The organism is Planctomycetota bacterium, assembly GCA_035384565.1.
Lineage (GTDB): Bacteria > Planctomycetota > PUPC01 > DSUN01 > DSUN01 > DAOOIT01.
The window spans coordinates 1-25905 of the sequence record DAOOIT010000072.1 but is presented as its reverse complement, the minus strand read 5'-3'; the positions used below and the strand labels follow the sequence as shown (position 1 = coordinate 25905).

General features: G+C 68.5%; 17 protein-coding genes, 1 tRNA gene and 1 pseudogene. 5 read left to right on the top strand and 14 right to left on the bottom strand.

Annotated features, from left to right (window positions below; genetic code table 11):
- A partial coding sequence (locus PLE19_20085; protein ID HPD17242.1) for a DUF1097 family protein occupies window positions 1-297 on the top strand: 297 nt, incomplete at its 5' end.
- 9 nt (window positions 298-306) lie between these two features.
- Here PLE19_20085 and PLE19_20080 read toward each other — a convergent pair.
- The 5 genes from PLE19_20080 to PLE19_20060 all read right to left on the bottom strand — a co-directional run bounded on the left by PLE19_20080 (window position 307) and on the right by PLE19_20060 (window position 6182).
- Complete coding sequence (locus tag PLE19_20080; protein ID HPD17241.1) at window positions 307-1389, bottom strand: aldo/keto reductase; 1083 nt, start codon at window positions 1387-1389, stop codon at window positions 307-309.
- A 37-nt stretch (window positions 1390-1426) separates the two neighbouring features.
- On the bottom strand, window positions 1427-2716 hold the full coding sequence (locus PLE19_20075) for a diphosphate--fructose-6-phosphate 1-phosphotransferase (protein ID HPD17240.1): 1290 nt from the start codon (window positions 2714-2716) through the stop codon (window positions 1427-1429).
- A 166-nt stretch (window positions 2717-2882) separates the two neighbouring features.
- A complete protein-coding gene (locus PLE19_20070; GenBank protein ID HPD17239.1) occupies window positions 2883-3569 on the bottom strand; it encodes a vitamin B12 dependent-methionine synthase activation domain-containing protein in 687 nt (228 codons plus the stop codon).
- Between the two features lie 122 nt (window positions 3570-3691).
- Entirely contained in the window at window positions 3692-4987 is a 1296-nt protein-coding gene (locus PLE19_20065; protein ID HPD17238.1) for a lactate racemase domain-containing protein, read from the bottom strand.
- A gap of 19 nt (window positions 4988-5006) precedes the next feature.
- Entirely contained in the window at window positions 5007-6182 is a 1176-nt protein-coding gene (locus tag PLE19_20060; GenBank protein HPD17237.1) for a 4-phosphoerythronate dehydrogenase, read from the bottom strand.
- 154 nt (window positions 6183-6336) lie between these two features.
- On the opposite strand from PLE19_20060, the gene PLE19_20055 reads away from it, so the two are divergent.
- A complete protein-coding gene (locus PLE19_20055; GenBank protein HPD17236.1) occupies window positions 6337-7119 on the top strand; it encodes a CvpA family protein in 783 nt (260 codons plus the stop codon).
- A 2-nt stretch (window positions 7120-7121) separates the two neighbouring features.
- Here PLE19_20055 and PLE19_20050 read toward each other — a convergent pair whose 3' ends face one another.
- Together PLE19_20050 and PLE19_20045 are read right to left on the bottom strand one after the other, a co-directional pair.
- Window positions 7122-8408 carry a YkgJ family cysteine cluster protein gene (locus tag PLE19_20050; protein HPD17235.1) on the bottom strand — a complete coding sequence of 429 codons (1287 nt, stop codon included), beginning with the start codon at window positions 8406-8408 and terminating at the stop codon, window positions 7122-7124.
- Window positions 8409-8424: 16 nt separating this feature from the next.
- Window positions 8425-10830 (bottom strand): HEAT repeat domain-containing protein, encoded by a 2406-nt coding sequence (locus PLE19_20045; protein HPD17234.1) that lies wholly within the window; start codon window positions 10828-10830, stop codon window positions 8425-8427.
- 314 nt (window positions 10831-11144) lie between these two features.
- Here PLE19_20045 and PLE19_20040 point away from each other — a divergent pair, with 314 nt between their 5' ends.
- Together PLE19_20040 and PLE19_20035 are read left to right on the top strand one after the other, a co-directional pair.
- Window positions 11145-15110, top strand: a complete 3966-nt coding sequence (locus tag PLE19_20040; protein HPD17233.1) for an SBBP repeat-containing protein — start codon at window positions 11145-11147, stop codon at window positions 15108-15110.
- Window positions 15111-15318: 208 nt separating this feature from the next.
- Window positions 15319-16365 (top strand): sigma-54 dependent transcriptional regulator, encoded by a 1047-nt coding sequence (locus tag PLE19_20035; GenBank protein ID HPD17232.1) that lies wholly within the window; start codon window positions 15319-15321, stop codon window positions 16363-16365.
- Between the two features lie 8 nt (window positions 16366-16373).
- Here the strand turns inward: PLE19_20035 and PLE19_20030 are convergent.
- The 4 genes and pseudogenes from PLE19_20030 to PLE19_20015 all read right to left on the bottom strand — a co-directional run bounded on the left by PLE19_20030 (window position 16374) and on the right by PLE19_20015 (window position 23288).
- A pseudogene (locus PLE19_20030) lies at window positions 16374-19525 on the bottom strand (efflux RND transporter permease subunit).
- On the bottom strand, window positions 19522-21057 hold the full coding sequence (locus tag PLE19_20025) for an HlyD family efflux transporter periplasmic adaptor subunit (GenBank protein HPD17231.1): 1536 nt from the start codon (window positions 21055-21057) through the stop codon (window positions 19522-19524). Before PLE19_20025 ends, PLE19_20030 begins: the two are co-directional and overlap by 4 nt.
- A 45-nt stretch (window positions 21058-21102) precedes the next feature.
- Window positions 21103-22587 (bottom strand): TolC family protein, encoded by a 1485-nt coding sequence (locus PLE19_20020; GenBank protein HPD17230.1) that lies wholly within the window; start codon window positions 22585-22587, stop codon window positions 21103-21105.
- Complete coding sequence (locus PLE19_20015) at window positions 22584-23288, bottom strand: CerR family C-terminal domain-containing protein (protein ID HPD17229.1); 705 nt, start codon at window positions 23286-23288, stop codon at window positions 22584-22586. Before PLE19_20015 ends, PLE19_20020 begins: the two co-directional genes overlap by 4 nt.
- A 151-nt stretch (window positions 23289-23439) precedes the next feature.
- Between PLE19_20015 and PLE19_20010 the strand changes: the two genes are divergently transcribed.
- Window positions 23440-23516: transfer RNA gene (locus PLE19_20010), tRNA-Ile, on the top strand.
- Between the two features lie 1277 nt (window positions 23517-24793).
- On the opposite strand, the gene PLE19_20005 is transcribed toward PLE19_20010, so the two are convergent.
- From PLE19_20005 to PLE19_19995, 3 genes are all read right to left on the bottom strand, one after another.
- Window positions 24794-25024: a helix-turn-helix transcriptional regulator gene (locus tag PLE19_20005; protein ID HPD17228.1), complete on the bottom strand. Its 231-nt coding sequence runs from the start codon at window positions 25022-25024 to the stop codon at window positions 24794-24796.
- 48 nt (window positions 25025-25072) lie between these two features.
- Window positions 25073-25387: a hypothetical protein gene (locus PLE19_20000; protein HPD17227.1), complete on the bottom strand. Its 315-nt coding sequence runs from the start codon at window positions 25385-25387 to the stop codon at window positions 25073-25075.
- Window positions 25388-25559: 172 nt separating this feature from the next.
- Entirely contained in the window at window positions 25560-25865 is a 306-nt protein-coding gene (locus tag PLE19_19995; GenBank protein ID HPD17226.1) for a hypothetical protein, read from the bottom strand.
- Between the last annotated feature and the right edge of the window lie 40 nt (window positions 25866-25905).

Genomic DNA, 25905 nt, shown 5'->3' with positions numbered 1-25905 from the left:
CCCGCGGCCGTGTTCGCGGTGGTCGTGGTGGTCATCTGCGCCGAGCGGGTGCCGGGTTTCGACTTTGTGCCCGGTTGGTTCGTGGGCGCTGGCGTGTACTTCGCCCTCATCAGCCTTGCCGATTCCAAAGCGCTCTCCAGCCTGCACGGGCTGTCCAAGTGGGACAAGTACCTCGAGGCCGGCCTGTTGCTGATGGTCTCGTGCGGCGTGGGGCAGGTCTACGGCGTCGTCACCGTCTTCCTGCGCCGACGCTACGAGGCGATGGCCAAGGGGGCGGGGAAGAGCAAAGGCAAGTAGGCACGCCGCTCACACGCGTTCCCAGTCCTTGAGCCACTGGTAGTCGGCCGGCAGGCTTGCCCAGGCGCGCTCCATGGCGCGGTCGAGTTCCGCCCGCTCCTTCAGGTCGAGTTCTCGGCGTTCCTTGATCGCGGCGCACACGTTGTCCACCTGCTGGGGGGTGATGAGGCCGGGCATAGGGGCGGTGATGGCCGGGTTGCACAGGATGCGGCGGATGGTGAGCCGTGCGATGCGGTTGTCTTCATCGAAACTGGGGCTCTCGGGGCTGCTGTCGCCCTGGAAGACGCTGTTGCTGGCGAAGGGCTTGATGCCGAACCAGCCGACGTCGTGCTTTCGGATTGCGGCCCAGAGGCCGCTGGGGTCGTGCACGACCTTGGTCTTGGCGGTGTAGGGGGTGAGGATGACCTCGACCTGCTTGGGATAGGTCTCGACCAGGTGCTTGAGGTGGGGGCGGTCGTGGGAGGAGAAGCCGGTGAAGCGCGCGCGGCCCGTCTGCTTGGCCCAGTCGAGCGCGGCCACGGCCTCCTCGATCTCGCCTTGGGTGTGCTTGCTGCTGTCCACGAGCAGGCTGATGCGCCAGAGGTCGCAGTAGTCGAGTCCGGCCTCCTTGAGGCCGAGGTCGAGGCCCTCCTGGAGCTTCTTGGCCGAGCGCCATTCGGGGAATCGGCTCTCACGCACGTGCCAGGAGAAGCCGAAGTACATCCGGTCGCGGCGGCCCTTCAGGGCGCGGCTGTAGGCGAGAATCTCCTCGCCGCAGCAGGCGTCCACGTAGTTGATGCCCTTCTCGATGCAGCGGGTGACCACGTCGGCGCGGTTCTTCTGGAACGCTTCGCGGCCGATGTCGGTGCTCATCCAGCCCTTGGGCTCGTCGCCGCCGATGATCTTGACGAGGCGCTTCCAATGGCCGCCGAGCACGACGGCGGAGATCATCAGCCCCGTCTTGCCCAGGCGGCGGTATTCCATGTCGGGGTTGTAGTTGAGAATCGTCGCGGGGTCGGCCGCCGCGGCCTGCGCGGTCTGCGGCAGCGTCGCGGCCACGGCGGCCGCGGCGGCGGTGGCGGCGAACTGGCGGCGGGTCACGGCCTTGTCCACGGCGGGTCCTCCTGTCAAGGGGTGGGTCAGGCACGTTTCAGCGGTACGCCTGGGGCACGTAGGCCGGGCACTTGCGCTCGGCGAAGATCGGCTTGAGCCGCGCGAAGCGTTGGATGCCGTTCACCAGGGGCACGCTCACCCAGTCGTCGCCGATCAGCGGCCGGGCATAGGCCAGGAAGTCGTCCGTCACGTCCACGCGGCTGGGGGCGATCCAGGCTTTGGGGAAGGTGCGTTCCGAGTTCGCCACCTTCGCGAGTTCCACCTTGTCGTAGCGCACGCTGTAGGGGCTGCCGGGCTCGCGGAGGATCGTGGACATCCAGCCGCCCTCGCCGTTCTTGGCGAGCAGGGCCGCCTTCTGGCCGACGCGGTAGGCCTCGTCCAGGTCCACCACGGAGGCATAGACGGCGGTGTCGCGCTGGTCGCAGCCGGGCACCTGGCCGCGGGCGGCGCCGCGGGCGGCCAGGCCGACCTTGTTCAGGTAGCTGACGACGATCTGGGCCGCCGTGGTCTCGCTGGCGCTGAACTGCGTGTGGCCGAAGGAGTCCTTGCTCGCGCCGATGTCGCCCACGTCGAGCCCTTCGCTCACGACCACGACCACGCCGCCGCGGGCCTTGAGGGCCTGGTTGACGTTGTCGGCGAGCTCGGGCAGCTTCACGCCGGCCTCGGGCATGTAGATCTGGAGCGACGCCTCGCGGTGGGGGTCGGCCAGGCGGGCGGCGGCGGGGATGAAGCCGATCTTCCGCCCCATCGCCTGGATCACGAGCACGGGGTCGGAGGGGCAGGCGCCGCGGTTCTCTTCGAGGGCGTTCTGCACGATGCACGCCCAGTAGCGCGCCACGCTGCCGTAGCCGGGCGTGTGGTCAATCAGCTGGAACTCCTGGTCGCCCACGTCGTTGTCAATCGTCTTGGGCACGCCCACGGCGATCAGGTCGAGTCCCCGCTTGGCCGCAAGCTGGCTCACCTTGTTCGCCGTGTCCATCGAGTCGTTGCCGCCGTTGTAGAAGAAGTAGCGGATGCCGTGGGCCTTGAAGACGGCGATGATTCGCTCGAAGTCCTCGGTCTGCTTGTCCTTGAGCTTGTAGCGGCAGGTGCCGATGGCGCCGGCGGCGGGCGTGGTGCGCAGGAGGGCGATCTCCTCGTCGGGCTGGGCGCTCAGGTCGAGCAGTTCCTCGTTGAGCACGCCCTCGATGCCGTGCCACGCGGCATAGACCGTGCCGAACGTGTCGGGGAAGGCCCGGCACGTGTCGAGTACGCCCCGCAGCGAGCTGTTGATGACGGGCGACGGCCCGCCCGACTGGGCGACGATGACGTTGTTCTCTCTGCGCATGGCTCCTCCTTGGTTCTTCGCGTGTCTTTCATTCTAGCCGTTGGCGCAGGCCAGTCAAGGTGCTATGGACAAGATGGACAGCATGGACGTGTTGTCCATTCCTGTCGATCTTATCCATCCTGTCCATCGTGCCGCCCGCGCTGCGGCAGAGGCCCGTGCGAATCGGTCATTGCCCCGTGCGGCCGTAGCGCTTCGCCCAGAGCTCGGGGTCGTACTTCGCCCGGCGGTTGGGGCAGGTCTCGCGAGGGCAGAGCTGGCAGCTCTCGAAGCTGTGTTTCGTGGGGAAGATGATGCCGGAGACCGACTTGATGGGCACCATGAGCAGGCTGTCGGTCAGTTCGACGCCGATGGCGCCCTTCACGTCGCCGAGCACCGAGAAGAGCGGCCGCTGCTCGGAGAGCGGCCAGTCCTCGAGCGACCCGGGGTCCATCATGCCGACGCCGCCGAGGGCGTACTTCTGGGTGAGGTGCGTGCGGAGCGCGCCCACCATGGCCTCCAGCGCCTGCACCATCACGGTGTCGAGGGCGAAGCTGAGCACCAGGTCGTCGAGCGAGGCCGCAAAGTCGGCCAGTTCGCGGCCGCACGTGGCCACGAAGGGGAAGACCCGCCCCGCCCCATCGAGGTTCACACGGAGCACGCGGCTGGTGAACGTCGCGCCGCCGAATGTCACGCTATCTTCGCCCTTGTGCTCGATGAAGCACAGGTCGTAGACCGCCTTGGGCCGGGCGATCTTCTGCGCCGCCTTCACCATCTTGCGCACCTCGCGCTCCCGGTCGCTGCCGGCCGGGATGCGCAGGCTTTTCATTAGAGCGGCTACATCCACCGCGAACGGGATCTTGTCGAGGGTTTCCATAGCTCCCCCAAAGCAGGATACGACGGATAGGACAGATGGGACCGATAGGACCAGGAAAGAGCCTGCCCGCGGGTCCTATCGGTCCTCTCCGTCCCGTCGGTCCGATGCCCCTGTGCCCCCGCTCACCCAATCCTCGGCACACTGCCATCGGCGAGGCGATAGAGCATCTCGCCGGCCTTGGGCACGAGGAGCACCCCCTCGTCCTCGCGGCCGCGCCACTCGTCGGGATTGATCGTCGCTGGGTCGCGGTAGCCGAGGTTCACCTTGCGGCAGCGGGCATCGGGGATGGCCGTGGCCAGGACAACGTTGACCCGCGGCCTCTCGATGCCGTTCTCGAATGTGCCGATGCCCTTGACGTGCGTCGAGTGGGCCATCACGCCGCGCGGCACGTCGCGGAACCGGTCCATCTGCTTCAGGAAATAGTCGCGGCAGTGGTAGCCGATGCGGTCGAGCACCTTGCCGTGAGTGTACGAAATCTCGTCCACGTGCGGGGCCAGGATGATCAGCTCGCCGCCATCGGCCACGACGGGTTCGAGCTTGTACATGCACTTGCCCGCGGTCCAGACATCGTCGTACATCTTCGGCGCGATGGAGAGCACGCGATGGAAGGGCTTCGGCTTGTAGACGACATGGATTTTGGCCGAGAGGTCCGCGGCGGCTGAATACGCCTCCTCGGGCGGCCCGATGAAGAGCCCCTTGAGGTCGCTGAACAGCACGACGAGGCTGAAGCAGAAGCGGGGCACGGGGATCATCGAGGCCGCGCGGTCCACGACCTTGCGGACGGGCGTCCACTTGGTGCCATTGATGACGGGGTTGGTGATGACGGCGCCGAGCCAGTGGAAGAAGTTGATGATCTCGGCCCCCGCGATGCCGGGGAAGAGGTACTTGTTGCCGCCCGAGAAGCCCACGACCTCGTGGGGGAACGTGGGGCCGCAGATGAGGAGCTGGTCGTAGTCGAAGATCAGCTTGTTGAGAGCGACCGGCACGTCCTCGCACATCAGGCCGTCGGAGATTTCCTCAATCTCGTCGGCGCTGATGGTGCCGATCTGGCGGAGGGCGTCGGGACGGTCCCACTCGTGGTTAAAAACCCGCACGTCGGCGTACTTCGCCGCGCGCTCCTCGGGCGTCAGGCCGAGGAGCGCGTTGATCTTGTCCTCCGGCATCGGCGGGTGCGTGCCGAGCGCGATCAGGAAGTCCAGCTTCTTCGCCCTCGGGCGAATCAGCTCGCACAGGAGCCGAAAAAACATCGGCAGGGGGCACGACCGCGTGCTGTCGGGAATGATGACGAGCACGCGCTTGCCCGCCAGCTCGAGTTGCCCCAGCCCCTTGGCGGCCAACTCGCGGACTTCTGCTTCCGAGAGCCGGCCCGTCTCATACCCCTTGCCGATCACCATCGAGATGGCTCCATAGATGTTCACGCCTCCTGATCTTATCCTATCAGTTCGCTGCGCCGCCGGCAACCCGGAACCCGATCCCCGCGAGCTTGGCTCCCAACCCCTGGCTGGCGCCGGGGGCCATCAACGTGGTGTTGTGGAACTCGCGGCGCTCGGGGTAGACCTTGCGGAGGCGGTCGAACCAGGCGGCGCGCTCGGCGGGGGCGCTCGGCGACTGGCGCAGGCCGCGGTCGTCGGCCTCGATGTCGTAGATGGTGAGGACCGCTTCGCGGAGCACGTCCTCGTCGGGCCGGCCAGCACACTGAATCTCCAGACGCGGGTGGCCGGGCGGGGGCATGATGGCGGCGGGGTTCCAGGTGGGCTTGACGCCCACGACCTCGCAGGCGGCGCGGTAGATCATCTCGGTGGCCGCCACTTTGCCGTCGAAGGAGTAGCCCGCGATGTGGGGCGTGCCGATGGCGGCCAGGGCCAACAGGTCGGGGTCGAAGGCCGGCTCGGTCTCCCACACGTCGAGCACGGCGCCCGCGAGACGGCGCTCGGCGAGGGCGGCCTTGAGCGCCGCCTCGTCCACCACCGGCCCGCGCGAGCTGTTGAGAAGGTAAGCCGATGGCCTCATCCGAGCCAGGAACGCGGCGTCAACCATGTGGTGCGTGGCGTCCTCGGCAAGCGGGACGCTCGCCGCTACGGTGAGCGGGACGTGGAAGGTGATGAAATCCGCGTCGAGGAGGGCATCGAGGGGCAGGAAGCGTCTGTCGCCGGTCGCGCGGGCGAGGGGCGGGTCGTTCTGGAGGACCCGCATGCCCAGGGCCTCGGCCTTCTTCACCACGCGGCTGCCCACGTTGCCCACGCCCACCACGCCAATCGTCCTGCCCTCAAGAGTGAAGCCGCCGCGGCGGGCCAGCACGAGCATCGCGGCGACGATGTACTCGGCGACCGAGTTCGCGTTCGACCCGGGGGCGCTGGCGAAGGCGATTCCCGCCTGCTTCAGATACTCGCGGTCCACGTGGTCGAAGCCGATGGTGGCCGTGCCCACAAAGCGCACCCGCGTGCCCTCGAGCAAGGCTCGGTTGATCTTCGTCACCGAGCGGCAGAAGAACAGGTCGGCCCCGCGAAGCGTGTCGCGCGTCACCTCGCGTCCGGCCACCAGGGTCACCTCGCCCAGCGTGGCGCACGCCTCGCGCACGAACGGGATATTCTCGTCGGCAATGATCTTCAGCAAGGCTCTCTCCTCATCTGAGACTGGCCGCGCATAGCTTAGGACGGCTTGGGCACGGAGTCAACTGTTGACACCCGCAACGCCCAGGGCTATAATCCGCGCGTTCGTCCCCGCCATCCACGGTCTCATCGCCGTTCCCCGCCACGGAGCCCTCCGCATGGGCATTGACTTGATCGTGCTCATCCTCGTGGTGCTGTTCGTTTTCCTGGGCTACGTGCGCGGGCTGCTCGCCCACATGGCGGGGCTCGGGGCGCTGCTCGTGGCCAGCCTGGCCACCGGCTTCGTGGTTCGCGGGGGCATCCAGCTCTTGGCCTCCAAGGCCGAGCCGCCCTCCCCTGCCCTGTACGCCATGGCGTGCATCGTGGCCTGGCTGCTGCTGTATTTCGTGAGCCGGTTCCTCCTGGGCAGGGTGGCGAAACTCCTCGGCTCGGACCAGCAGGGCAAGCCCCGGCCCTGGAACCGCAAGCTGGGCGCGCTGGCCGGCGCCGTCGAGGCCCTCGTCTTCGCGTGGTTCATCCTCGGCCTGCTGGACGCGATGCCCGAGGACTCGCGCAAGGCGCGCCTGCCCCGCGTGCACCAGGAGATGGAGAGTTCGCTCTTCACGAACTGGGTGGTGCGCCCGACCAGCCCGGCCACGCGCCTCGAGCTCCAGCCGCTGATCGCCGACCTCACCGTGTTGAGCGAGCACCCCGAGGCCCTCCGGGGCATCGAGGACAAGCCCGAGATCCGCAAGATCGCGCAGCACCCCAAAGTCGCCGCCGTCCTGCAAGACCAGGCCCTTCTCCAGACCTGGGCCGAGGGCCGCTACGGGCGCTTCTTCTCGGACTCCAAGGTGCGCGAGGCGGTGGAGGACACGGAGGTGCGCCAGATGCTCCGCGAGCTGCCGATCCGGACGATCCTCCACGAGGCCGCCGAGCGGGCGCGCAAGCAGGCCCACTGACGTCACTCGGCCTTCGGCGTCGGCTCGGCCAGCGTCAGCAGGGCCTTGCCCACTGTCGCCCAGTGCCAGAGGATCGCTCCCCGCATCCGCGTCGAGAGGCCGCCAAGCTCGGCCAGGTAGTTGTAGCCGAAGTCCACCTGCTCAATGCCGTACTCGATGTCGCCGGCCCCTACGGCGGAACGCCCTTCGGAGGCCGCGCGGGCGCCGGCGAGCCACAGAACCGCCACATAGGCCGCCGCGAGCAACTCGAAGCCCTGCGCGAAGCTCCGCCCGAAGCAGGCCAGGCCGAAGAAGCCCTGGCTGCTCACCTTCGCCGCGAAGTACCGCTCCAGCATCGCCGTCGCCTCCCCGTCGAGGCGGGTCAGCCCCACTCGCCGGGCGTCCCGCAGCTTCGCGGCGCGTAGCAACCCAGGGAAACGCACCTTGCCAACGCCCAGGGCAAGCTTCAGCCGCCGGCCCAGGTTGCCCAAACGCACGAAGAGCCGCCGCACCAGCGGGAGTTCGCGGCAGTAGTGCGGGCTGGCCCCCGCGAAGGCTCCCACCGTGAGGCGGACAAGCATCCCTTCCAGCAGCCCCAGCCTGCCCTTCGGAGTCGCCTCCTTCGCCCGTGCCAGGACCTCGTCGGGGTCGGCCCCCATCCGCTCGCCGCTCTTCTGACGCAGCGCCTGCGAGACGAACTGCCGCACCAGCATCCAGCAGGCCAGGAGCCGGCGCGCGAACGGCACCTCGGGCAGCCCGAGGAAGGCCACAAGCTGCTCCTCGATGCGGAGCACGTCGCGCCAGGAGACCTTCCAGTGTCCGAAGAAGCGCACCTGGTCGTCCTCCCGGGGCGGCTCATAGGTCGCCGCGTACTCGGCGAACAGGCGCTGAATCTCGCCCCGCTGCTCGGCCAGTGTCGGCCCCTTGCCTCGGACCACCGCGGGGCAGTTGAACCGGCACCCCACGAATACCCCGACCGGCGTCACCACGAAACCGAATGGGAAAACCCGCCCGGCGAACGGCTTCGCCGCGTAGCCCAGTCTCGCGTGCACGCGGCAGAGGTTCTCGCCGGTGAGGAACACGCAGGCACCGTCAGCCCGTGGCCTGAGCCGCCACACCTGCTTCCCCGCCGCCCCCCGCCGTCGGGCGAAGACGCGCTCCTCCGTGAACCCCGGCACCTCGGCCGACCAGTCGTGCGCCAGCAGCCGCCCGCGTTCGGCGTCGGTGAGCGTGACCTCGAGCGTCCGACAGCACGCGCCGCACCGCAGGCACGTGTAGCGGACGCCCGGGGGCAGGATGAGCTCAGGCATGCGGGGAGGCTCGAATCTACTTCTTGCGGATGCGCAGGAGGACATCCTCGTCGAACGTCGGGCACGGGGCATCCACGGCGCCGTCCTGGGGCGTCACCTCGTCGGTCCGCACGGTGCGCCCGTTCTTGGGGTCGAACCAGGCGGCCTCATAGCGGTCGTTGGCCAGGCCCACCCGCACCGCTCCCCCCTCCGCCGAGCCGGTCAGGTAGATGAACACCTCGCCTTTCCGCACGGCCGTCAGGCGTGCCACGTTCCGCGGCGTGCTCAGCACCACCGATTCGTCGCGCCGCAGCTCCCAGTAGGCCACATCGCGGGCGTAGTCGGCCAGGTAGCGCGCGTGCTCGAACGTCGCGGATCGCTCCGCGAGCGGCTGCCACGGAGCGCGGGCCGCCGACGTGCCGAGCAGCAATGCCTGCCAGAGGACCTGCCGCTCCGCGCGCGGCCCCTTCACCGTCGGCTCGCTCAGGAACACGGGCATGGGGATGCCGTGCGGCTCGGGCGGAGAGTCGCCCCGCACGTTCGCCACGTCAATCCCATCGAGCCGGAAGTAGGCCTCGGGATTCGCGGCGACGGACATGGAGACCAGGTGATCGTACGGGTCGTGCTCGCGGAGGAAGGCCGCCCAGTGTTCCACCCACTTGAGGCCCGCGGCGCCGGCGCTGCCGCGCCGGTTCATCTGGTTGTTCAGCTCGTAGTAGACGTTCGGGCAGGCCGCCGTGCGCGCCAGCAGGTACCGCACATAGGCTTCCTGCGCCGTGCGGTTGGCCGCGTCGGCGAGATCGTAGAACGACGGGCAGCCGGCCGCCCCGGCGATCGGGCCGCCGTTCATCGCGTTGAAGGGGTGAAGCTGCCACCGGTCGCCGTGGCCTTCGGCCAGGCCGGTCTCATCGAACATCGTCAACTCGAACACCATGCCCAGCCTCGCCCCGTGGGCGATCACCGCGTCCAGCTTGTCCCAGAACGGCAACGAGAAGCGCGTGAGATCGTACCCGCCGCCCTCCTGGAGGGGCCAGGGCGAGAGCTCAGGATGCTGGCGCACCGTGGCGGCAGGCACCCAGGGCAGTTCGTTGAGGAGGATGCGGCACTTGTTCATGCCCCCCTTCGCACAGGCCTCGAGGTAGGACTTCCAGACCTCTAGCGTGTTCGCGGGGGCGCCGGCGGGCGCGGGCGCACCCAGGGCCTCGGTGCCCGTGCCGATCGGGTAGAAGCGCGTGCCATCGCTGAAGGCGAGGAACCGGCGGTCATCCTGGGCGATGCGCAGGAAGCCGTGCTGCTGGCTCGGCACGCACTTCGCCCCGCCGTGCGAGACCTGGACGGCGTCGCCGGCCTTGTAGTCGATCCGGTAGTACCACAGGCCCACGCGGTCCAGCGCCGCGCGGGCTTTCCAAGTGCCGTCGCCCGCATAGAAGCCCGCCACACGGAGGTTGCGGTCGTCGGGCGCGACAAAGGTCGCCACGACGGAGGCGTCGGCGAACGGGTTGGGCACGCGGGCCGGCTTCTCGGGCTTGAAGGCCACCTCGAGGACCCCGTAGAGCGGCACCTCAGCGGTCGGCTCCACGTCCTGCTTCTCGGGGCGGATGGCCGGCTCCAGCGTCCTGCCGCGCCGCCCGAGCGCCACGATGGCATCCTTCTTGACGATGGGGTCGGGGTCGTTGACCATCTTGAGGAGCCACTGCGTCGCCGCGTCGCCCTGGATGCTGCCGAGGGCGACCACCGCCTTCGCGCGCACGTGGTTGTCGGCATCGGCGAGGGCCTGCGCGAGCGCCGGCAGCGCGGCTTCGCCGCCGATCTTGCCCACCGCCCAGACCGCGCAGCGGCGGGTCTCCACGTTGGCCCGCCTCAGCACCTGGTTGAGCGCGGGGAGCGCCGCCTCGCCAATCTGCGTGAGGCTGATCGCGGCCTTCCAGCGGAGGTCCTCGTCGGCCTCCTCCAGCGCCGCCGCCAGCGGCCCGGCCGCCTCGGGGTCGCGGATCTCGCCCAGCGTCCACGCCGCGCACTGCCGGGCAGGCAGGGTGCCCCCCAGCAGCACGCTCACCAGGTGCAGCACGCTCGGCTTGCCGAGCTGCTTGAGGCCGATGGCGGCCTTCCAGCGGACCTCGTCGTCGGCGTCGTCGAGGGCCCGGGCGAGGGGCCCTACGGCGCTCTCGTGGCGCATCTCGCTGAGGATCCAGGCCGCCATTCGCTTGCCCTCCACCCACTCGCCGGCGAAGAGTGCGCCGACGATGGGCACGGCGGGGGGCCCTTCGCGGACCAGGGCGCGAGCGGCATCCCACTTCTTCCCCGGCTCGTTGCTGCTCAGTTGCGTGCACAAGTCGCGGAGGCGCTGGGCCTCCTCGGGGGCCACCTCGCCCGCGCTCGCCGCCGTCAGACCGATGAGGGCCAGAGCCCACGCCGTTCGGCGCCTGCATCCAAGCCCGTCCATGCTGCTCCGCCTGGCTTCTGGGTGACACGCCCTCCCTGGGGAAGTCTAGCAGAAGCCTCGCCGCGATTCAATTGGCGCGCGAGGGCGGCGCCGTCACAAGTTGTCGCTGCATGTCCAGGCGCGTATGGGTCCTTCGAGAAATGTATTGACTCCCCTTTGCATTGCTAGTATCATTCCACATTTAATAGAGGGAGGTGTCGGGGGCGGGCAGGACACGGGCGGGGCGCCGGAGCTTCACGCTGCGGGTGCCCACGCTCGGTCGTTGCTACAGGTCTTGGTCGCAGGGCGCGTTCGAACATCCGGAGGTCACCGCGATGCCGCAGTTGTCGAAGTCCTCGCACCGTGCAGCCGCCAGCGCCGTCCCGCACAACCTCTTGTGCCTGGAAGCCCTGGAGCCACGCGTCCTCCTCAGCGCCTCGGCGGCGGATGAGGCCCTGAGCCTCTTTGCCCTGTCCCCGGCCCTCTTCGTCGAGAACCAGGGCCAGTGGGCCGACGCCGCGGTCCGCTATGCGCACGACGGCTCGGCCGCGAACGTGGCCATGATGGACTCGGCCGTCGCGTTCCAGATTTTCCGCGATGTTCCCTCGCCCGACGGCGACCCGGCCTCGGCCCTGACCCAGATGCGCCAGTTCTCGGCTTCGTTTGTCGGGGCCAACCTCGTGACCCCGGTGGGGCTGGACCCGGCGCAAGCGAAGTTCAACTACCATCTGGGCGATGATCCCTCTCTGTGGCGCGAAGGGGTCAGCTCGTACGAGACCATCTCGTACCAGGGCCTCTATGACGGCATTGACCTCGTGACCTGGGGCCTCCGCGACCACCTGAAGTACGAGTTCCACGTCGCCGCGGGAGCCGACTGGCAGCAGATCCAGGTGCGTTACGACGGCATCGGCGGCCTCTCGCTCGCCGACGACGGCACCCTGCTCGTGCACATGGGGGGCGACTGGGGCACCCTGGTGGACGACGCGCCGCTGGTCTACCAGGAGATTGACGGCCAGCGCGTGGAGGTGGCCGCCAAGTTCGTGCTTCTCGACCCCTACACCTACACGTTCCAGATCACCGGCGACTACGATCCCTCGCAGCCCCTCGTGATTGACCCCAGCATCACCTGGAGCACCTACCTCGGCTCCGGCCTCGAAGACCGCGCACAAGACGTGGCCATGAACACCGTGTCCGAGACCAACCCGCCGGCCTTTCGCGTCTACGTGACCGGCTTCACCCGCTCGGCCGGCTGGGCCACCGGCGGCTTCGACACCTCGTTCAACGGCGTGGCCGACGCCTTCGTCACGGCGCTGGACACGCTGGGCGGCCACCTGTGGACGACCTATCTCGGCGGCTCGGCCTACGACTCGGGCACGGGCATCGCCGTCCAGTACGACGCCGCGGCCGACCTGAGCTACATCTACGTCACGGGTTTCACCTCGTCCTCCGGCTGGGCCGTGGCAGGGTTCGACATCTCCTACAACGGCTCGGGCGATGCCTTTGTGGCCAAGCTGAGCCCCACGGGCAACCACGTGTGGAGCACGTACCTCGGCGGCACGTTCCGCGACGCCGGCGCGAGCGTGGCGGCCGGGGTGGATCCGAACGACGGCCTGATCTACGTCTACATCACCGGCGACACGGAGTCGCCGAACTGGGTCAGCGGCGGCTTCGACGTCTCCCACAACGGCGCCGCCGACGCCTTCGTGGTGCGCCTGACCGATGCGGGCGCTCACAACTGGAGCACCTACCTCGGCGGCACGAGCACCGACTGGGGCTCCAGCATCGCGGTAGACACATTGGCCTTCGTCTACGTGGCGGGCGGCACGTACTCGGCCAACTGGGTCTCCGGCGGCTTCGACACCAGCTTCAACGGGGTGATTGACGGCTTCGTCGCTCGCCTGAACTACCTGGGCGCGCACTCCTGGAGCACGTATCTCGGCGGCGCGGCGCTGGACCGGGCCGACGCCCTCACTGTGAGCGGCACCACGGACATTTACGTCACCGGCTACACCGAGTCCGCGGGATGGGCCGCCGGCGGCTTCGACACCACCTACAACGGCGCGGGCGACGCCTTCGTGATGCGCATGACCACCGCGGGCGCCCACACGTGGTCCACCTACCTCGGCGGCACCGCGCAGGACTATGGCCGCCACGTGCATCTGGGCGGCGGCGCCGTGTTCGTCACGGGCGAGACCGCCTCGACGGGCTGGGTCTTCGGCGGCTTCGACATCACCCTGGGCGGCACGTGGGACGGCTTCGTCACGAAGCTCACTGCGGCCGGCGGCTACACCTGGAGCACCTACCTTGGCGCGGCCAACGAGGACCGCGGCACCTCCATCTTCGTCAGCACCGCGGGCGACATCTACGCGGTCGGCTACACCGCCTCGGACCTCTGGATCTCCGGCGGCTACGACACGAGCTACGGCGGCCAGTTCGACGGCTACGTGGTCCGCATCGCGGATTCGGCCCCTCTCAATGCCCCCCCGATGATCAACTCGGTCACCGCCGCGCCCACGCCGGTCCCCCAGGGCTCCAACGTGACGCTCACCGCGCTGGGCGTCGTGGACCTCGACGGCACGGTGGCCCTCGTCTCCTTCTACCGCGACGCGAACGGCAACGGCCTCTACGATGTCGCCGATACCTTCCTCGGGTCGGACCCCAGCGCAGTGGGCGGCTGGACCTGGGTCGAGAACACGACGGGTTGGGCCATCGGCCCCCACACCGTGTTCGCCATCGCACAGGACAATCAGGGCGCTCTGAGCACCCCCGTCGCCGGCACCGTCCAGGTCGGCAGCCAGCCCCCCGTCATCACCACGCTCACGGCCGTCCCCGACCCTGTCACTCGCCCCAACAACTACACGCTCACCGCCACCGGCGTCAGCGACCCCGATGGCTTCGTCACCCAGGTCGCCTTCTACCGCGACGTCAACGGCAACACCGTCTGGGATCCTGCCGACGCCCTCCTGGGCATTGACACCTTCGGCGGCGACGGTTGGGACCTCGTCGTGAGCACAGCGGGCTGGGCGCTCGGCCCCTACACGCTCTTCGCCCGGGCGCGGGATAACAACGCCGTGTGGGGACCCGAGGCGACCACCACCGTGACCGTGAACGGCGCGAACACGCCGCCCACCATCGGCTCGCTCACAGCGTTCCCCGACCCCGTGGAACGCCCCAACCCGCTCACGTTGACCGCCAATGTCGTCGCCGACGCTGAGACGGCGATCGCCCTGGTGAGCTTCTACCGCGACGCCAACGGCAACAACATCCTCGACGGTCCCGACGTGCTCCTCGGCACCGACAACAACGCGCTCAACGGCTGGAGCCTGACGTTCAGCACCTCCGGCTGGGCGCTCGGCCCCTACACCTTCTTCGCCCAGGCGCAGGACCTGGACGGCGCCCTGAGCGCCCCCGTGATGACCACGGCCGTGGTGCAGAATCCCCTCATCCTCGTGGGAGACGGGGCGGCCCGCTCGCTCACCTACTGGGACGCCGCGGGCACCAGAGTCGTCATCACCATGAAAGGCGGCATCGCCGACCTCACCTTCACGGGCGACTGGGCGCTGATCCTCGGCAAGAAGGGCTTCGTGCTCAACGGCGTGGCCGAACTCGACACCATCAACCTCCTCGGCACCACGGCCGCCAGCAAGCTCTCGTTCAAGACCAGCGGTCGCCACAAGGAGGCCGTCCTCGGCGCCATCACGGGCGCAGGCGACATGGGCGCGATTGATGCCAGGAGCATGCAGCTCATGGGCAACATCGCCCTCGGAGGCTCTCTGGGCAGCCTGAGCCTCCTCGAGATCGGCCCCAACCCCACCACCATTGACGTGATGTCGCTCGGCACCCTGCAAGTCGCCCTGTGGATCGAGAACCTGCGACTCACGTCGCTCGGCGACATCGCTTCCATCACGGCAGGCGGGCTCCGGAACTCCAGCATCTTCGCGGCGGTCGCGGTGACGAACGACCTCAACGTGGACGGCGTGCTCGACCTGCCGAACCCGGCGGCCGACTTCGCCGGCGTGGCCACCATCGGCCGCGTGACCATCACCGGCAAGGTGTGGGACGCCACCGATCTGAAAATCTGGGGCGTCCGGCCGCCCTCGTTCGTCAACAGCAATATCGCGGCCTGGAACATCAACGACATCCGCTTCTCGTATGCCCAGACCGACAACGGCGCCTGGCCCTTCGGCTTCGCAAGCCGCAACATCGGCCAGATGAGCTACTTCGACAACACCGTGTCCGTCAGCTTCAAGCCGCTGGCGGCCACCTATGTCAACGGCGACCTCGAGGTGCGGCTCGGCTGAGCACGCGCCTCCCCACACGCGGTCGGCAACACTGGGGCGAGGCCTGCATCCAAAGGCCCCGCCCCAGCTCATTTCGCTCGCGCTCGATCCTTGCGTTTGGCCGGTTCCTGGTGTATTCTCAGCATAGGCCAGCCTAGCTTCCCCAGCGGCCCCCGCCGCTGGGCCCCCGAGCCACCACAACGCCAGCCCTTGACGGAAAGGCTGCTTCATGCCCGCACAACTGCTCGGGCCCGCACCGCAGGGCCAGCTTCCGCCCTGCGATTGGCCCGCTCCGCTCCCCTTCGGCGAGCTTCTCGGCCGGAGCCCGGCCATGCGGCGCGTCTTCGACCTCATCGCCAAGGTCGCGCCCGCCAACACGCCGGTCCTCATCACCGGCGAGAGCGGCACCGGCAAGGAGCTGGTGGCCATCGCGCTCCACCGCCAGAGCGGCCGACGGTCCAGGGCCTTCGTCACACAGAACTGCTCGGCGCTCAACGACAACCTGCTCGAATCGGAACTCTTCGGCCACGTCCGAGGCGCGTTCACCGGCGCGCACAGCGACAAGCCGGGGCTCTTCGCGGTCGCTCACGGCGGCACCCTCTTTCTCGACGAAGTCAACGAGATGAGCCCGGCGCTCCAGGCCAAGCTGCTGCGGGCCGTGCAGTTCGGCGAGTTCCTCCCGGTGGGGGCCACCCAGCCGCGGCGGGTGGACGTCCGCCTGATCTCCGCCGCCAACCAGCCCCTCAAGGACCTCGTACGCCTCGGCAGCTTCCGCGAGGACCTGTACTACCGCCTCGCCGTCTTCACCATCGAGTTGCCGCCGCTGCGCGAGCGTCGCGAGGATATCCCCCTGCTCCTGAGCCGCTTTGTGCCGCGCTGCTGCACGGCGAACTCCCTCCCCCCGAAGCGGCTGGCCCCCGAGGTGATGGCCGCCTTCCACGCCTACCCGTGGCCCGGCAACGTGCGAGAGCTCGAGAACGAGGTGCAACGGGCGCTGATCCTGGCGCGCCACGAGCCAACCGTCGCCCTGGAACACCTGTCGCCCCCCCTGCGGGCGGCGGCCGAGGCCCCCGTCCGCCACAGAGGGCGCCGCATTGATGGCGAGCTTGCGGCGGCCCTCGAGCGCCTCGAGCGCGACATGCTCGCCGAGGCGCTCCAGCGGCACGCCTGGAACAAGAGCACCGCCGCTCGAGCGCTGGGAATCAGCCGGGCCAACCTGGTCGCCAAGGTGCGCAAGTACGGCCTGCGGCCATCCGAGGCTGCCGCCCCGCAGTAGCCAAGGGATCAGCCGCCGGCCGTCGGCTCGGGGGCGCGGCCGGCGGATGCCAAGGCGAGCCGGCGCCCCCGAGCCAGCAGCCCTTTGGCATCTTCGGTCATGAGGTAGAGGCTCGGCACAAGCACCAGGGTGATGGCCGTGGCGAAGAGGATTCCATAGCCCAGGGAGAGGGCCATGGGAATCATGAAGCGGGCCTGCCGCGAGGTCTCGAAAATCATTGGCGCCAGGCCGCCAAAGGTGGTGAGCGTGGTGAGCATGATGGGCCGGAAGCGGCGCACGCCCGCCTGCGTGATCGCCTCGAATGCCGTGAGGCCGTCGCGCCGCAGCTCGTTGGCATAGTCGATCAGCACGATGGCGTCGTTGATGACCACCCCTGAGAGAGCCAGAATGCCCATGACGCTGATGACGCTGAGGTCGTAGCCCATGATGATATGGCCGAGCACGGCGCCGACCAGGCCGAAGGGGATGGACATCATGACGATGAGCGGCTGAATGTAGCTGCGGAACGGCAGGGCCAGCATCACGAAGATGGCGAGCAACACCAGGATGAGCAGCGACAAGAGGCGCTGCATGCTCTCGGCCATGTCGGCCTGCTGCCCCTCATAGCCATACGCGAGGCCGGGGTAGTTGCGCACGAGCTGCGGCAGCACCTCGCTGTCGAGCGTGGCGATGACCCGGTTGGTGTCGCCGATAGGCACCACATCGGCGGTGACGGTGACGGTGCGGCGGCCTTCGCGGCGCTTGATGTCGGTGTAGGCGCGGCCGCGCACCACGTTGGCCACGTGGCGGAGCGGCACGTCGCGGCCGGCCGGCGTGCGAATCATGAGTTCCTCGATATCGGCCTCGTTCACCCGCTGGGCCTCGGGGAAGCGCACCTTGACCTTGATCTCGCTGCGGCCGCGCTGCTGGCGCAGGGCCTCGGCCCCGTAGAAGGCGTTGCGCACCTGGCGCGCCACCTCGCGCACCGTGAGGCCCAGGCTGTGCCCCTCGGGCTTCAGCGTGAAGTTCAACTGCTGCTTGCCCGGGGTGTAGCCATCGTCTATGTCCTTCACATTGGCGAAGCCCGCCAGGATGCCCGCCAGTTTCTCGCTTGCCTGGTCGAGCACGGCGATGTCGCGGTGGCTCAGCTCCACAGTGAGCGACGCCCCCGAGCTGGGCCCGCCCCGGTCGGCCTGGAACCGCAGCGACTCGATCCCCGCCAGCTCCCCGATCCGCTCGCGCCAGAGGTTGGTGAAGCGCGTGGTGCCGATGGGCCGCACCTCAGGGGGCGTGAGGTAGGCGCGCATCTCGATGACATTCTCGTTGATGACCGCAAACACCCCTTCGAGCAGGCGCTCGCCGCCGTTCTCGGCCGCGATGGCGTTGGCCGCCTTCTCGAGGCGGTCGCGCACCGCGGTGGCCTGGCTCAGCGGGCAGCCCACCGGCAACGTGGCCGTGGCAAAGGCATAATCGGACTCGACCCGCGGCATGAGAATCATCCCGATGCGGCCGCTGAAGACGTAGCCGGCCATGCCCACGAGCATCGCAAGGCCGATCGCCACGGTGAGGTAACGCCACCGCACCGCCGTGCGCAGCACCGGCCCGTAGAATCGCGCCACGGCCCGCATGAAGCCGGCGCTGAACACCTGCTGCCAGTGGTGGATGAGCTGCCCGAGCGCCGTGCGCCCGCCGGTCTTCGCGTGGGCCAGGTGCGCCGGGAGGATGAACATCGCCTCGAGCCACGAGATGGTGAAGACCGTGCACACGACCAGCGGAATCACGCGCCAGACCTTCCCCATCATCCCCGGCAGCGCCAGCAGGGGAAGGAAGGCCACGATGTTCGTGAGGATGCTGTAGGCCACCGGCACGGCCACGCCCCGTGTGGCGCGCACCGACGCCTCGATCACCCCCATGCCGCGCTGGCGGAACTCGTAGATGTTCTCGCCCACCACGATCGCATCGTCCACCACGATGCCCAGGGCGATGATGAATGCGAAGAGCGAGATCATATTGATGCTCACGCCCAGCATGGGCAGGAACAGAAAGGCCCCGAGGAAGGAGACGGGGATGCCCATGGTGACCCAGAAGGCCAGCCGGATTTCCAGAAACACCGCGAGCAGCAGCATCACGACCACGAGACCCTGCCCCGCGTTGCGGAGCAGAAGACTGAGGCGCTGGCGGTAGATGTCGGACCGGTCGTCGCGCACGTCGCAGTGCACGCCGGGGGGAAGATCGGGGCGAAGCTCGTCGAGCACCGCGCAGACAGCGTCGGACACGCTGATCGGCGTCTGATCGCCGACACGGTAGACGGCGATGCCCATGGCCCGCGCCCCGTTGAAGGTGCCGACGGTGTTCGTGTCCTCGAACGTGTCGCGCACGGTGGCGATGTCGCGAAGGTAGAGCACCGTGCCGCCCGAGGTGGTCACGATGGGGATATTGGCGAACTCCTTGGCCCACTCGCGCCGCTCGGTCACGCGCAGCAGGATCTCGCCGCCGCGAGTCTCCACCTTGCCGCCCGGCAGCTCGAGGGCCGTGGCGGAGATCCGGCTGGCGATCCGGTCCAGCGTGAGCCCGTAGGCGCGCAGGTTCTCCTGGGGCACCTCCACGTGGACCTCGTAAGCCCTCACGCCCTGAAGTGCCACCTGGGTGATGTTGGGGTTCTCATCAGCAGGCGGTCGCGCACCTGCTCCACCACCTCGCGGAGCGCCCACTCGCCCACATTGCCATAGACCTCCACGTTCAGCACTTCGCGCCAGCGCGCGGTGAGCACCACCTCGGGCTCCTCGGCGTCCTCGGGCAAGGTGGTGATGCGGTTCACATCCTGCTGAATCTCCTGGTAGACCTTCTGGCGGTTCACCCCTTCGAAGAGCTCGGCCTGGATCACGGCGACGCCCTCGCGAGCGGTCGCCGTGACCTCTTTGACGCCGTCCGTGCCGCGGATCGCCTCCTCGACCACCAGCACGATGCCGCGCTCGACCTCCTCGGGGCTGGCGCCGGGGTACGGCACCGTGATCGTCACGATATCGAGCTCGAAGTCGGGGAAGACCTCCTGCTTGATGCCTCGCGCGATCAGCAGGCCGCCGATGAGGCACGCGAACATCAGCAGATTGGGCGCCACGCCGTGCCGGATCATCCAGCCGATGGCGCTGTGGTCGGATTGAGGGGTTGCGCCCGTGCTCATTGGCCTTCGCCCCCCTTTGCGGCGGGGCCGGCCGCGCCCGCGGCGGCCCGCGTGCGCAGGGGCGTGCCCGGCACGGGGGCCGCGATATTCGTGGTGACCACCTTATCCCCCGTGTCCAGACCGCCCGAGATCAGCAGGCGGTCGCGCCCTCGGAAGACGATGACAGGCTTCCGGATCTCGAGCGTCCCATCCGCGCCCATCACCCAGACCTGGTCGCCCTCGTGCACGAGGTCGCGGTCGAGGGGCACCACGCCATCGAGTTCGGTGCCCTCGATCTCCACACGCACGTAGCTGCCGATCAGCAAGGCCGGCGGGCGGGCGCTTGCCCCCTTGAGCCCCAGCGGGTCGGGCACGCTCACCAGCAGACGCGCCATGCGTCCCTCGGTCTCCAGGCCGCTCGCCAGGCGGATCACCGTGCCCACGCGGAAGGTGTCGGGCCCCCATGCGGCCTCGTCGTAGATCCGCGCCGTCGAGCCCTCCTCGCCCCGCGAGCGCGGCACTCGGAGCCACTGAAGCTGGTCCACGGGCACCGACACCTCGACCCAGTACTCGTCCGTGCCTACCAGCGAGGCCAGGGGGGTCTGCGACGAGACCTGCGAACCCAGGTCCACCGACTCGGCTTCGACAATGGCGTTGAACGGGGCTCGGATGGCCGTCCGCGCAAGGTCGAGTTGCGCCTGCTTGAGAGCCACCTCCGCCGCCTTTTTCGACGCCTCGGCGGCCTCCACGGCCGCGGCCGCCGACTGCTTCATCGCCTCCGCCGCCGCCTTGGCCGCGACGGCGGAATCCCGGGCCGCTTCGGCAGCCGCTTTCGCGGCCCGCGCCGCATCGCAATTTGCCTCTGCCGTCAGCAGTTGCGGCTTGCGCAGCACCAGGTCGAGGTCCGCCTCGCTCAGTTTCTTGCCGAGCAACTCGTACTCGCGCCGCGCGACGGCCTGCTGGCCCTGCTCGATGCGCAGCGCGGCCTCCGCCTTCACCAGCTCGTTCTGGGCCTTGAGCACCTCGCTGGCCCGCTGCTGGATGGCGCTGGCGGCCGTGGCCACATCGCTCTCGCGCTGGGCCAGCTCGGCGCGCCGCTGCGCCAGAAGCGCCGTCAACCGCTCCACCTCGGTCGTCTGCTGCTCGACAGCCAGCTGGTAGTCCGCCGGGTCAATCCGCGCGATCACGCTGCCCTCTTTGAGCATCCCGCCCGGGATGCATTCCGGGGTCACTTCGACGATCTCGCCGCTTACGCGAGGCTGGAGGTTGATCGTCTGAGCCGCGCGCACGGTGCCCATCGCGTGCACCACGGCCCGCTCGCGCGAGCGGGCCACTTCGCTCACGCTCACGAGCAACGCGCGCGGCTCGGGGTTGCGGCGCCCCGCCTTCGGCCCCGTGCGCAGGAGATAACCGGCGAACACGATGCCCCCGGCGAGAACGGCTATCGCCAGGCATGCCTGGAGCAGGGCCACAAGCGTGCGGCGGCCCTTCGCCGCCGGCGCCTCCGCAGGCGTCAGTGCGCCCTCTTCAGGGGCTCGAGGGTTGCCAGCCATCAAGGGGTCTCCTGTGTATCGTCTCCAGCCGGTGCCTTTCCGGGCTCAGCGGTCGGGGGGTTGCGGGCGTCCCCCAAGCTCCGCGGGGCGCGCCAGCCCGAGGTCGCCGCCCAGGGCATGGTAGAGAGCTATCCGGAATTCAATGAGCTGCCGCTTCGCGGTCAACTGGTCCCGCTGAAGGCGCTGCTGCGCCACGATGGCGGTGAGCACCCTCAGGTAGTCTTCGCCGGCGGAGATGTAGCGCTCGCGTGCCTGGTCGGCTGCCCCGGTGGCGAGGCGGATCTGCTCCTCCAGGCTGGCAAGGAGCAACACCTGCTGGCGCTCCTGCGCCAGCGCGTCCTCCACCTCCCGCATCGCGTCGAGCAGGACACGCCCGTAGGCGTGCAGGCGCTCCGCGGCAAGGGCGCGCGTGCGGTCCACCTCGGCCGCTCGCAGCCCGCCATCGAGGAGCGGGGCCGTCAGGTTCGCCGCGATGGAGGCCAGCCAGTTGTCGAACAGGCCGCGGGCGCTGTCGCCCCAGGCCTCCGCGCGAGCCGTCAGGCTCAGGCGCGGGAAGCGATTGGCGATCGCCGCGGCCACCTCGCGGCTCGCGGCCTCCAGGCGCAGTTCGGCCGCCCGAACGTCGGGCCGCTGGCGAAGCACGTCGGCCGGCACGCCCGTCTGCGGAAGCGGCGGCAAGCCGGGCAACGTGGCGTTGGCCACCGTCATCGCGGGGTCGGGCGCGGCGCCGAGCAACACGGCAAGCTGGTGCTCGAGGACACGCCGCGCGGCTTCCGCGCGATACTTCTCCGCGCGGGTGGCCTCGACCAGTTGGCGCTGCTGAAGCAGGTCCACGAGCGACACCTTTCGCTCGACCGCGGGCCGCTCGAACCGGAAGGTCATCAGGTCCAGGTGCTCCTGGTTCACGCGGAGCTGCTCGTCGAGCACGGCGAGCTGCCCGATCTGATCCAGGATGCGGTACCATGTGCTGGCGACCTGTGCCGTCAGCAGCAGCGCCGTGGCGGCGACATCCTCGCGGCTGGCGCGGGCCGCCAGCGCCGCGGCGTCGCGCGTCGCGCGCACGCGCCGCCAAAGGTCCACCTCATATCCGGCCAGCAGTCCGGCGCCGACCCTGGTGGCCGACGCGGTGCCCATCCCCTCCGTCCTGGTACGCGTGCGCGAGACGTCGGCCTCCCCGGTCAGGCTCGGCTCGAGGTCTGCGCCGGCCCTCCGCGCCAGGGCCTCCGCCTGCGCCAGGCGGTCCCAGGCCGTCCGCAACTCCAGGTTGCCGGACAGAGCCTTCTCCATCAGTGCATCGAGTTGCTCATCCTCCAATGCCCGCCACCACTGGGCCGGCGGAGCCACCTGGCCGCTGCCAGAGAACGCCGCGGGCAGCGCCACGCTTGCGGCGGTGCTCGGGACGCTCACCCGGCACCCCATCAGCGCCAGAAGGGCCAGAGCCAGCCCGGCCCAGGCAGAGGGCAAGCCGTGCCCGCGCGCCGGGCGCCCTCGACGATCATCAGGAATGCCGTGCGCGTGTGGAGTGGTCATCTGTCACCTTGCGCCGGGTGGGGGTCTGGCGCCGCACAGCCGTCACCGGAGGCCACGGCCTGCGGCAGTCCCGCGCTGGACAGGGCGCATCGCGTCGCCGCAATCCCGCCCAGGAAGAACCGCACGAGATGCTCGTGGAGGAGATGGCAGTCGGCCGCGTCCAGCACATCGTGGCCGAACACGCGGCGGATGATGCGCCGGTGCGCCGTGAGGAACCCCATGGTCCCCACGAGGCTGAACAGGCACAGCCTCCATTGCTTCGGCGACCCCTGGCCGTCGAGCATGCGCGCGATCAGCCGCTCGAGGCGCTGGCCCAGAGGCAGGAACACCTCGTGGATGATGGCATCGTGAGCGGGCGTGGGGTCGTGGTGCTCTTTCTCGAGGATCCGCCAGAAGTAGCTTGCCGGCCCCGCGCTCGACACATCCTCGAGGCGGGTCCGAACGAAGTCGTCAATCTGCTGCTCCGGCGGGCGTTCGCTCTCGGGGTCGAGCACGGTGTCGCGCGACTCCCGCGTGAGGCTGTAGGCGTGGCGCCACACCGCGCCGTACAGCTTCTCCTTGCCGCCGAAGTAGTAATTCACCGCCGCGATGTTCGCATCGGCCTGCTCGCAGATCTCGTGCACCGTCGTATCGCGGTAGCCCTTCTCGGCGAACAGGCGGGTGGCGCTCTCCAGCACCCGCTGCCGCGTGTCGGTGTCCACACACCCATGGTGGCTTATTGCACACCCTCCTGCGGCGCTCAACCGCAGTCACGCGCTTCAAATGAGCGTTTCAAATAGCAGTGTAGCATGCTCGGCGACGGGCTGTCAAGTTCCTTGCAACCCCCAATCGCACCGTGTATGATGAATGTGTGGGCCCTTAGCTCAGCCGGTCAGAGCAGCGGACTCATAATCCGTCGGTCGTCCGTTCGAGTCGGACAGGGCCCACCAACATCGAAGGGGATAGAATCGGTGTTTCTCGCCATTATTGGCCTGCCAATCGCTTCTTCAGCATCATCGGCATCTTGCCATGTGGCGCCACGCCATGCTACGCGATGGCCCGCGAGCGCAGTACAATTCGCAGTACTCCTCTCGCCATGCGCCCCGTCTCGCGGCGCCGCCAGCTCTGGAAGGTTCGACATGGCGAGGGCCTTGTCCTCCATCCCGACGTGCGAGTAGACGTTCAGCGTAAGCTTCGGGTCGCTGTGCCGGGCAAGCTCCTGTGCGAGCTTCACGTTGACACCGCTGCGCACCAGCCGGCTGATGAAGGTGTGCCGCAGGCTGTGGAAGTCAGCCACGCCATCCTGTGTCGTGATGGGAATCTCTGCCGCGGTAAGGTCTGCCCGGAGCATCTCGGCTGCCCTGTCCCGCAGTTTGAACACGCGCTCGCCAGGAGCCTTGGATGCAAGCCAGGGTTTGAGCCCGCTTGCGAGGGCAGGAGGCAGTGGAAGCACATCGCGGCGCCGATGCTTGCTGTAGCCGGCCTCAACAGTCACGGTGGCCGGCGTTGCGTCAAGGGCAAAGCTCTCGGGTGTCAATGAGCGAAGCTCGTTCGCACGAAGACCCGTGCCAACAGCCAGGGCGTAGAGCATCGCGCGGTCGGGGCCGATCATCCCCAAGACGTTCGGCCCCTCGAACGCGCAGCGGAGTAGCCTGCCGATCTCCAGGTCGCTCAGAGCGCGGCGGACACGACGACGGTCCGTCGCTACGTTGTAACCCTTCAAGGGCGCGAGGACATGTGTCCGCGCCCGACCATCGCGCCAGAGCCATCGAGAGAAGTGCTTGACGCTCGTGAGGTAGGAGTTGGCCGTCCGCAGAGAGATCGCCTCCTCTCCCTCCAGCATCGCGCCGACGGCACGCTGGGCCGCCGATGGCGTCAAGTCGCCAATGCGGTTTGCCCCTATCGCCACGATGACAGCCTCAAGCCGATGCTTCGTGTTTGCCAAATGCTTCGGCGTCGTGCCGCTGGCCCGAAGCGTCGCGATGAAGTCCTCGACGTGCTGCCCCAAGTGCTTCGCCTCTTCCGCCGCAAGCCGTTCCGCCAAAGGGTCAACAAGGCCATGGCGTCGGCGCTCGGCCTCCTCCTCCACCTTCCGCTTGATGCTCTTCGCTACATCGAGAGACTTGGCGTATCTGGTCCTGCGCAGGCCGGGACGCTCGTAGTACTGGATGCTGTATCGAGCCTTGCCGTTCCTTGTGCGTCGTTTGGTGATGCTCGCCATGCTACATCATCCTTTCTTCTCTCTGTTGAGCCGCCTCGTGGCCTCGATGCCGAGGTAGGCGGCCAGTTTGTCGGCCTTGTCCAGGCGGAGCGATTGCTCGCGCCGCAGAAATCGAATCAACGACGGGTGGGGAACGCCGGTGGCGTCGGCGACGGAGCGAATGGACTGCGTCCGTATGGCCTCCCGCAGGGCCTCTCGGATCACGTCGCTCAGCGTCGGTGTCTTGTCGGTCGTCACCAGCGTTCCCCCTTCGGTATGTTGTCATACCACACTTGGGGCGGCTTGTCAAGCCTCCGTATCGAATTCTCCTGGCCAGTCGGGGCGATCATCCTCGTCGTTGTCGTCGTCCTCGTCGTCTGCAAGGAACTTGACGACCGACGGCTCACCAAATGGGTTGACGACCGGCGCCTCCTGCCAACTATCGCACCACTCCTGGTCAGGGAAGACGTAGGGCCACCTATGGCCCTCGACATCCCGGGGGTGCGGTACAACGGGCGGATTGCGCCGGCACTCGAACTCGATTTCGTTTTGCCGCCTCTCGCTCGTGCCCAAGCTCAGACACGTCCTGCACCGTCGCTTCTTGTCGTTCGCTGTCGCCATCTGATGCTCCTTTCGTGGGCCAGGAGCTACCCACCCTTGCGGGTATCGCGGGTTCCTGCGGGTATCTCCGGGCACTACTTTGCGTACGTGTGTGCGTCTACGTGCGCGTGTTCTCTCTCTTACGCGTGCGTGGGGCCCCGCAATACCCGCAGATACCCGCGATACCCGCAGGTCACCCGACGCGATTGAGGCGCCATCTGGTCACTTTGGAATGCCGGTCCTCTCCACAGCGGACCAGTTTCCGCCCCCCGATGATTCGGTCCTTGAGGCGGCCAAGGGCCTGCCCAAGGGACCGCTTGCCGGCATCGGTGCCCTTGCTGTGAGCTGCGCTCAGTTGGTCGGGAAGCTCCTCGGTGGGGATTCCCCCCTGTAACACAAGGGGCAGGTAGACCAGTTCCACGGTCTGAGCTTTGTCCCCGAACCGATCCCACCACGCCTCGAAGAACCGTTGCCAGGCGGCCAGTGTGACGCTGTCCATAATGATGGTCAGTATAGCAGGCTAAAGGGCTGGATCAAAT